The sequence below is a fragment of the Polaromonas sp. P1_G4 genome, assembly GCF_056405475.1.
The window spans coordinates 1-8,708 of record NZ_JBFUCA010000147.1 but is presented as its reverse complement, the minus strand read 5'-3'; the positions used below and the strand labels follow the sequence as shown (position 1 = coordinate 8,708).

Genomic DNA, 8,708 nt, shown 5'->3' with positions numbered 1-8,708 from the left:
GGCGTAGGCAGTTTTGCCATTCAGTTGGCCAAGCACCTGGGCGCCACCGTCGCCACGACGACCAGCACGGGTAATGTCGCGCTTGTGAAGAGTCTGGGCGCGGACGTCGTGATCGACTACAAGACGCAGGATTTCGAGGCCGTCTTGCGCGACTACGACGTGGTGCTGAACAGCCAGGACGGCAAGACGTTGAAGAAGTCACTGCGCGTGCTTAAGCCCGGCGGGAAACTCATCTCCATCTCCGGCCCACCCGATCCCGCATTCGGCAAGGAAAGCAGTGCTCCTGCATTCGTAAAGCTCGTGATGCGCATGCTGAGTTCAGGCATCCGGCGCAGGGCAAAGAGCCGCGAAGTTGACTACGCGTTTCTCTTCATGAAGGCAAGTGGCAGCCAACTGCGCGAGATCACGCGGCTCTTCGATGCTGGTGCTATCCGTCCGGTGATGGACCGGGTCTTTCCGTTCGAGGCAACCAACGAGGCCTTGGCCTACGTCGAGGCGGGCCATGCAAAAGGCAAGGTCGTCATCAAGGTCAAGTGAACCTGTTTTCCCTAATCTGCTTTTCCCACCCACTGGAGTTTTCTCATGCAAATCAAAAACGCTGTTGTTCTCGTCACCGGCGCCAATCGCGGCATCGGCCTGGCATTCGCGCGCGAGCTGCTCGCCCGCGGTGCCCGCAAGGTCTACGCGGCCGCTCGCGACCCCGCCACCATCACCCTGCCCGGTGTTCAGGCTTTAAAGCTCGACGTCACCAAGCCTGAAGACGTAGCGGCCGCCGCAGCGCTGGCGCCGGATGTCACGCTGGTAATCAACAATGCCGGCATTGCCCAGCGGGGTGGCTTTCTGGCGGCCGACAGTGAAGACACCACCCGGCGCATCTTCGAGACCAACGTCTACGGCGTACTGCGCATGAGCAAGGCCTTCGCGCCGGTTCTCAAAGGCAACGGCGGCGGTGCCCTTCTCAATGTGTTGTCGGTGGCCTCGTGGGTGAACGGCGGTGAGCTGGCAGCTTATTCGGCCAGCAAGTCGGCGGCCTGGTCGCTCACCAATGCCTTGCGCAGTGAACTCGCGGCGCAAAAGACGCAGGTGCTGGGGCTGCACATGGCCTATGTCGATACCGACCTCACGCGCGGCTTCGAGGTTCCGAAGTCCAGCCCTGAAGACATCGTCAAGCGTGCGCTCGACGGACTCGAATTGGGGGTTGATGAAGTGCTGGCCGATGAAATCACCCAACATGTCAAAGCCGGGATGACGGCGGCCAGGCCCAGCTACCTTCCGCAGGCATCCTGACTTCGAAATCTGGCCGGACCATCTGCGCCAGCAGGTTGTGACAGATGCCATTGCCACGCCAACACGCGGGTGGCGACTCCACTTTCTATGGCTGGAAGTGAGGTACGAGGCTGTTGTATAACCCTGCCAGCCGGGCGGCGCGGTTCTGCATCCGCGTCCTCTCGGCCGCTCGCACCTCGAATACGTCAGTCACCTCTGGTGCACAAAATATTTTCGCCGCTTCGCCCGGGTCGCAGGCCAGCCAGGCCAGCCGGGCTGCGCCCAGCGATGGGCCAACCTCGGCATCCGCGTGCCGGACCACCTGCAGGCCGGTAGCGTCGGCCAGCATCTGAGCCCAATAGGCATTGCGCGAGCCGCCGCCGATCAGGCTGACGCGCGCAAGGCCAGGCTGAACCGACTGCAGCGCGGCAATCCCCTGCGCCATGCCCAGGCACACACCCTCGAGGGTGGCATTCACAATGTCTTCGCGCTGCGTGCCTGCGTGCATGCCGAAGAACACGGCTTTGGCATGCGGATTGTTGTGCGGCGTGCGTTCGCCGTTCAGATAAGGCAGGAACAACGGGGTGTCTTCGCGCAGGCCGCGCTGCTCTGCCTGCGCAAGCAGCACGGCCACGTCGCGCTCTCCCAGCAGCCCCGCTGTGAACTCGAGGCACGAGGCGGCCGACAGCATCACGGACATCAGGTGCCAGGCCTCTGGCAACGCGTGGCAGAAGCTGTGCACCGCCTGCTGTGGATTGGCGACAAAAGAGCCGGTGGCCACGAACACTACACCGGACGTTCCCAGGGACAGCATCGCTTCACCCGGGTTCACCACACCAGCGCCCAGGGCGCCTGCTGCGTTATCGCTGGCACCGGCTACCACCGGCACTTCGCGCAAGCCCCAATGCTGCGCGACCTCTGGCAGCAGAGTGCCGGTGACCTCCGGGCCTTCGTGCAACCTGGGCATGTGCGCGGTAGACAGGCCGCAAGCGGCCAGGAGTTCGTCACTCCATGCGCGCCTGCCCACATCCAGCCACAGTGTGCCGGACGCGTCGGACAGGTCGGTCGCATAGTCGCCGGTCAGACGCCAGCGCAACCAGTCCTTGGGCAGCAGTACTTGCCGCACCCGGTCGAACACGCCGGGCTCGTGTTTGGATACCCAAAGCAGCTTGGGCGCCGTGAAACCCGGCATCATCAGGTTGCCGGTGATCTGACGTGACCGCGGCACCGCCCGCTCCAGTTCCGCGCATTCCGCCGCCGCCCGGCCGTCGTTCCAGAGGATGGCCGGCCGCAGAACCTCACCGCGCCCATCCAGCAGGGTCGCGCCGTGCATCTGCCCGGTCAGGCCGACGGCCTCGATCTCGCCGCCTGCGTGGCCACCGCGCCGCAATTCCTGCAACGCGGCACCCACGGCTGCATCGCACGCACGCCACCATTCCGAAGGATGCTGCTCGCGCCACAAGGGCCGGGGTGCATCCACCGACAGCGGCGCGGAGCCGCTGGCCACCAGGCGGTGGCCGCGGTCCAGCACGACCGCCTTGACACTGGAGGTGCCCAGATCAATGCCCATGAACATCGGTCAATCCTCGAACGGCGTCCACTTGGCCGTGCTGGCCGCAGACTGCACCACCTTCTCGATGAACCGCACACCGCGGGCGCCATCTTCGAGGCGGGGATAGTCGGCGTCCAGCGGATTCGGTGTATTGCCAGATTGCAGCGCGCGGATGTGCGCAGCCACTCCCAGGTAGACATTGGCAAAGGCTTCGATAAAGGCCTCGGGGTGCCCCGTGGGCAAGCGTGTCGCTCGGCGGGCTGCCTCACCGAGCCACGGCGAGCCCCGCGTCAGCATGCGGGCCGGGCCGTCGATGGGAGCATGCAGCAGCCGGTTGGGCTCCTCCTGGCGCCAATCCAGCGTACCGGTGGTGCCGAACACGCGCAGCCGCAGGTCGTTTTCGCAACCCACCTCGATCTGCGACGCGATCAGCACGCCCCTGGCGCCGTTCTTGAACCGCAGCAGGACATTGCCGTCGTCGTCAAGGCGCCGGCCCGGCACGAAGATGGTGAGGTCCGCGCAGATGCTTTCCAGCTCCAGGCCCGTCACCGTCGCCACCAGGTTCTCCGCGTGCGAGCCGATGTCGCCGATGGCGCCGGCCACGCCGCTGCGCGCCGGGTCCGTCCGCCAGTCGGCCTGCTTCTGCCCGCTTGCCTCCAGGTGGGTGGCAAGCCAGCCCTGGTTGTATTCGACGATGACCTTGCGCACCACGCCGATCGCGCCGCGCGCAACCATGTCACGCGCCTCGCGCACCATGGGATAGCCCGTGTAGTTGTACGTGACACCGAAGATGGAGCCGCTGCGCTTGACAACCCGAACGAGCTCGGCGGCCTCCTCGCTGCTATGGACCAGCGGCTTGTCACACACCACATGGATGCCCGCCTCGGCGAACGCGCGGGCGACGGGGAAATGCACATGGTTGGGCGTGACGATGGAGATGAAGTCGATGCGCTCGTCCTTGCTGCGCCGCAGTTCGCCTTCCAGCAGGTCTTCCCAGCGGCCGTGGTTGCGTTCATCCCGCAGGCCGAGGTCGCGGCCTGACGCGCGCGCGCGCTCGGCATCGGACGACAGTGCACCGGCCACCAGCTCCATCTGCCCATCCAGCGCCATGGCCTTGCGGTGTACAGCACCGATGAAAGCACCCTGCCCGCCGCCCACCATCGCATAGCGCAGTTTTCTCATGAGCCCGCCATCCCGCCCTGCTTGGCCTTGTCGAACACGGCGTCGAACGCTCCCGCGGCCGGCTTGAAGTCCAGCCGCTTGCTGTAGGCCGCGCTTTCAGTAGCGCCGTGCACGCGGTCCATGCGGCTGTCCTCCCACTCGACGCTCAGCGGTCCGTTATAGCTCACGTCGTTGAGCGCAACGATGATGGATTCGAAGTCGATCTGCCCGCGCCCGACACTGCGAAAGTCCCAGTGGCGGCGCGCGTCACCGAAATTGGTGTGCCCGCCGAAGACCCCCACAGTGCCGTCGCCCCGGCCCCACCACACGTCCTTCATGTGCACGTGATAGATGCGGTCGCCGAATGTCCGGATGAACTTGACATAGTCCACGCCCTGGTAGCCCAGGTGGCTGGGGTCGAAGTTGAAACCGAAACGCTTGTGACCTCCCACGGCTTCGATGGCGCGCTGCGCCGAAGCGATGTCGAAGGCGATTTCCGTGGGGTGCACTTCCAGCCCGAAATTCACGCCACACTGCTCGAACACATCGAGGATGGGTTTCCACCGGTTGGCAAAGTCGACGAAGCCCTTGTCCCAATACTCCTGCGAAGTGGGCGGAAACGCGTACAGCGAATGCCAGATGGACGAGCCGGTGAAGCCCGTCACCACCTTCACGCCCAGCTTGGCGGCGGCACGCGCGGTGTCCTGCATTTCCCGCGCGGCGCGCTGCCGCACGCCTTCCGGATCGCCGTCCCCCCAGACTTGCGGCGACAGGATGGCCTTATGCCGCTCGTCGATGAGGTCGCAGACCGCCTGGCCCACCAGATGGCTGCCGATCGCAAAACAGCGCAAGCCGTGCTGTTCCAGCAGATCGCGCCGGTCCTGCACGTAGCGATCGCTCGCCAGGGCCTCCTGCACATCGAAATGGTCGCCCCAACATGCCAGTTCCAGGCCGTCGTAGCCCATGCTGCGTGCCAGGGGTGCCAGCTCCTTGAGAGGCAGGTCCGCCCATTGCCCGGTAAAAAGAGTGACAGGTCTTGCCATGGCTGCCTCAGAACGGGGAGTCGGGGAAGTAGTACTGCTTGGCGTTTTCCCTGGTCACCAGCACCGACGGGATGATGGTGGTGGCCGGCAGCTTCTCGCCCTTCACACGTGCGGCGGCCGTGAGCTTCATCGCGTCGGCAATCATGGCGGGCGAGTAGGTGACGTCGGCCGTCACGATCTTGTCGCCGTCCATGACTTTCTTGATGTAGTCCTTGGAACCCGCGCCGCCCAGCACGAGCTTGACATCGGTTCGCTTGGCCTGCGCGATTGCCTTTTGCACGCCAACCGCCATGTCGTCGTCCGAGGCCCAGACGGCGTCGATCTGCTTGAAACGGGTCAGGTAGTCCTGCATCACTTTGAAGGCATCGTCGCGGTTCCAGTTGCCGTGCTTGGCATCCAGAACCTTGATGTCTGGATAGTTCTTCATCACAGCCGTGAACGCGTCCACGCGCTGGTTGTCGATGACCGTGGGAATGCCCCGCAGTACTACGACATTACCCTTGCCGCCCAGGGCTTTGGCCATGTACTCCGCCGATACCTTGCCGAAGCCGGGGTTGTCGCCGGCAACGTAGGCGTCCTGCGCATTTGCATCCGTCAGGCCGCGGTCGACAACCGTGACGTACACGCCTTTGCCCTTGACCTGCGCGACCGGTTGCGTGAGCGGCGCCGACTCGAATGGCAGGATCACGAGGGTGTCGATCTTGTTGGCCGTTTGCAAGTCCTGTACCTGGTTCGCCTGTTCCGCAGCAGACCCGGCCGTCTTGATGGTGACTTTCAGGCCCGGGTACTGCTTTTCCAGTTCGGACTTGGTCCGGTTGGCCCAGTACACGACCCCGCCTGTCCAGCCGTGCGTGGCGGCCGGTATCGATACGCCGATGTGTGGCTTGCCCTGGGCCATGGCGGAGGGTGCCGCACCCAGCGCCGCGAGAACTGTGGCGCCTGCGGCCATCAGACTTATCAATGATTTCATGGTTTGTCTCCTTATGTTGTGAGAAACGGCAGCCTTGCCACCTGTGGGGAACCGGTTACTTGCGCCCGCGCTGGAAGAACGCGACGGCGATGATCACGAAGCCCTGCACCGCCGCGTTCAGGTACACACTGATGATGCTGGTCAGGTTGAGGATGTTGCCGATCACCGAGAGCAGCACAGCACCGATTACGGTGCCGGTGATGCCGCCGGCACCGCCACGCAAGGCAGTGCCTCCGACGATGACCGCAGCGATGGCTTCCAGCTCCCACAGCAGCCCGGTACTCGGCGAGGCCGAACCCAGGCGCGGCACATAGAGCACGGTGGCAATGCCCACGCAGATGCCCAGCAACATGTATGTGAGAACCTTGACGCGGTCCACCTCGACGGCCGCGTAGCGCGCAACCTGCTCGTTGGAACCGATGGCCTGAACGTACCGGCCAAAGGCAGTGCGGTTGAGAACGAGGCCGCCCAGCAATGCGACAGCGGCGAATACCCACACGGGCACCGGCACCCCCAGCCAGCTGCCGTAATACACCGGGCTGTAGACATCGACCAGTGCACTGTCGAGCGTGATGGCGCCGCCGTTGGAGAAGTAGGTCAGGTACGCGCGGAAGATGCCCAGCGTTCCCAGCGTCACGATGAAAGGCTCGATGCGGCCCTTGCTGATGAGCAGCCCGTGGCCCAGGCCGAACAGTGCGCCAAGTACGACGGCGAAGGCCATGCCGGTCACCACGGCCGCCATGGGGTTCCAGCCGGCGCCTGCTGTCGCATTCATCAGCAGGATCGTRCTGCCCGCAATCAGCGCGGCCATGGATCCCACCGAGAGATCGATGCCGCCGGAGATGATGACGAAGCACATCCCCACCGCGATGATTCCGATGAAAGCCGTGCGGGTGAGCACGTTCATCGCATTGTCGAGGCTGGCGAAGTTCTCGTTGAGAATCGCACCCGCGATGCACATAAGTGCCAACCCGGCCAGTGGCCCGGCTCCCGTAAAAGAGGGCCATTTTCGCAGTGCCGGTCTGGCGACAGGCGCTGGAGCGGCGGCGGTATCAGTGGGTTCCAGTTGCATGGGCAATCAACAGTTCTTCGGACAGCTGATCCTGCGCGAGCTCGGCAGCGAGCCTTCCCTGGCGCATCACAAGGACGCGATGACATAACCCGATCAGCTCGAGCAGCTCGGAGGACACGACGATGATCCCGCGGCCTTCGCTGGCCAGCCGCTGGATCAGGAAATAGATATCGCGCTTGGCGCCGACGTCAACTCCTCGCGTCGGTTCGTCCAGCACCACGACTTTGGGATCAGGCTGTAACACCCGCGCGAGCGCCAGCTTCTGCTGGTTGCCGCCGGACAGTGCGGAAGCCGGTATGTCGGAGCGTTGCGTGCGGATGCCAAATGCCGTGGTCGCGGCCACGAGGGCTGCCTGTTCCCGCTGCGGATCGAGCAGCGGCTTCGCATAACGCTCCAGCGCCATCAGCGTGAGGTTCTGCGCCAGCCCCATGCGCAGGTGCAGGCCACGCGTCTTGCGGTCCTCGCTGAGATATGTGAGACCCAGCCGTGCGGCCGAACGCGGATTGCGCCGCATCCAGGTTTTGTCTGTTACCTGCACAGATTCCGCGCTGGAGGGGCGCAACCCCAGGAGCCCTTCAAACAGCTCGGTCCGGCCCGCACCGACCAGCCCTGCAAAGCCAAGCACCTCCCCGGCGCGCACCTGGAAGCTTGCGTCGTGGCACCACCCGGGTACGGTCAGTCCTTTCACGTCCAGCAGGACGGGCGCGCCGGCCGCCACGGGAAGCCTGCCCGGAAAGAGATCGGCCAGTTCGCGCCCCACCATCAGGCTGGCCATCTGCTGGCGTGTCACGCTCTGCGTGGACCGGCGAGCCACGAATCGCCCGTCGCGCATGACAACCACCTCGTCGGTGATGCGTTCGACTTCGTCCAGCTTGTGGGAAATATAAAGGATGGTGGAGCCTGCCGCTCTCAGTTGCCCGATGAGGGAAAACAGGCGCTCGGTCTCGGAGGGCGTCAATGTGGCGGTGGGCTCGTCCATCACCAGTACGCGCGCGCGCCGGCTGAGCGCGCGTGCGATCTCCACCAGCTGTTTCTCTGCCACGATGAGGTCGCCCACGCGGCGCGCGGGGCTGCAATTCAGGCCAACCTGACGCAATGCGGCGCCCGCCTCCCTGGCCATCAGGTCTTCGTCCAGCAGCCCGTAGCGCTTGCGCTCATGGCCGAGGAATATGTTCTGCGCAATGGTGAGGTCATCAGCAAGGTTGAATTCCTGATGGATCATCACCACACCGGCCGCTTCGGCCTCGCGCGGCCCCTTGAAACGTACGACATGCCCGCCCACCTCCACCACGCCTTCGCTGGCGGCCTCGTAGCCGGCCAGGATTTTCATCAGCGTCGACTTGCCGGCGCCGTTTTCTCCAAGCACCCCGTACACCCGGCCAGGTGCGAGTTCAAAACTGACCCCATGCAGTACCTGCACGGGGCCGAAGCTCTTGCTCACGTCTTTGAAGCCGACCGTCAAACTCACTGAGTGCTCCTGCGTTCGGTTCTTCRGGCCGCGCCGGCGAAGATCGCGGCATTGACCCGGTTTTCCAGCCACTCCTGACGGCCGCTCACAGGCTTGGGCCGAAGATCGTTGACGAAGGCATGTTCGGCGAGCTGGCTGAGGCTCATGTCGCCCGTGATGATGCGCCGCCCCAGTTC

8 protein-coding genes and 1 pseudogene are annotated in these 8,708 nt (G+C 64.5%); 2 read left to right on the top strand and 7 right to left on the bottom strand.

Annotation, left to right across the window (positions count from 1 at the left end):
• Together AC1D1X_RS09575 and AC1D1X_RS09570 are read left to right on the top strand one after the other, a co-directional pair.
• On the top strand, positions 1-537 hold a 537-nt coding region (locus tag AC1D1X_RS09575), incomplete at its 5' end, for an NADP-dependent oxidoreductase (protein ID WP_477698190.1).
• A 45-nt stretch (positions 538-582) separates the two neighbouring features.
• Positions 583-1,287 carry an SDR family oxidoreductase gene (locus tag AC1D1X_RS09570; protein ID WP_477670173.1) on the top strand — a complete coding sequence of 235 codons (705 nt, stop codon included), beginning with the start codon at positions 583-585 and terminating at the stop codon, positions 1,285-1,287.
• 85 nt (positions 1,288-1,372) lie between these two features.
• Here the strand turns inward: AC1D1X_RS09570 and xylB are convergent, their stop codons facing one another.
• The 7 genes and pseudogenes from xylB to AC1D1X_RS09535 form a co-directional block, all read right to left on the bottom strand.
• The gene (xylB, locus tag AC1D1X_RS09565) at positions 1,373-2,842 is read right to left on the bottom strand and encodes a xylulokinase (protein ID WP_477670174.1); all 1,470 of its coding nucleotides are present in this window, start codon (positions 2,840-2,842) and stop codon (positions 1,373-1,375) included.
• A gap of 3 nt (positions 2,843-2,845) precedes the next feature.
• On the bottom strand, positions 2,846-4,000 hold the full coding sequence (locus AC1D1X_RS09560; protein ID WP_477670175.1) for a Gfo/Idh/MocA family protein: 1,155 nt from the start codon (positions 3,998-4,000) through the stop codon (positions 2,846-2,848).
• The gene (locus AC1D1X_RS09555; RefSeq protein WP_477670176.1) at positions 3,997-5,022 is read right to left on the bottom strand and encodes a sugar phosphate isomerase/epimerase family protein; all 1,026 of its coding nucleotides are present in this window, start codon (positions 5,020-5,022) and stop codon (positions 3,997-3,999) included. Before AC1D1X_RS09555 ends, AC1D1X_RS09560 begins: the two co-directional genes overlap by 4 nt.
• Positions 5,023-5,029: 7 nt before the next feature.
• Positions 5,030-5,992: an ABC transporter substrate-binding protein gene (locus AC1D1X_RS09550; protein ID WP_477670177.1), complete on the bottom strand. Its 963-nt coding sequence runs from the start codon at positions 5,990-5,992 to the stop codon at positions 5,030-5,032.
• A gap of 55 nt (positions 5,993-6,047) precedes the next feature.
• Positions 6,048-7,064, bottom strand: coding sequence for an ABC transporter permease (locus AC1D1X_RS09545; protein WP_477670178.1), 1,017 nt, complete (start codon positions 7,062-7,064; stop codon positions 6,048-6,050).
• A complete protein-coding gene (locus AC1D1X_RS09540; RefSeq protein WP_477670179.1) occupies positions 7,045-8,532 on the bottom strand; it encodes a sugar ABC transporter ATP-binding protein in 1,488 nt (495 codons plus the stop codon). The genes AC1D1X_RS09545 and AC1D1X_RS09540 overlap by 20 nt, the downstream gene beginning before the upstream one ends.
• Positions 8,529-8,708 (bottom strand): annotated as a pseudogene (locus AC1D1X_RS09535) (hypothetical protein); the annotation flags it as partial. The pseudogene AC1D1X_RS09535 and the gene AC1D1X_RS09540, both read right to left, overlap by 4 nt.

Bases quoted from the DNA above. Each gene is read 5' to 3' on its own strand.
- AC1D1X_RS09550 (WP_477670177.1), bottom strand. From the start codon at position 5,992: ATGAAATCATTGATAAGTCTGATGGCCGCAGGCGCCACAGTTCTCGCG.
- AC1D1X_RS09560 (WP_477670175.1), bottom strand. From the start codon at position 4,000: ATGAGAAAACTGCGCTATGCGATGGTGGGCGGCGGGCAGGGTGCTTTC.
- AC1D1X_RS09570 (WP_477670173.1), top strand. From the start codon at position 583: ATGCAAATCAAAAACGCTGTTGTTCTCGTCACCGGCGCCAATCGCGGC.
- AC1D1X_RS09555 (WP_477670176.1), bottom strand. From the start codon at position 5,022: ATGGCAAGACCTGTCACTCTTTTTACCGGGCAATGGGCGGACCTGCCT.
- xylB (WP_477670174.1), bottom strand. From the start codon at position 2,842: ATGTTCATGGGCATTGATCTGGGCACCTCCAGTGTCAAGGCGGTCGTG.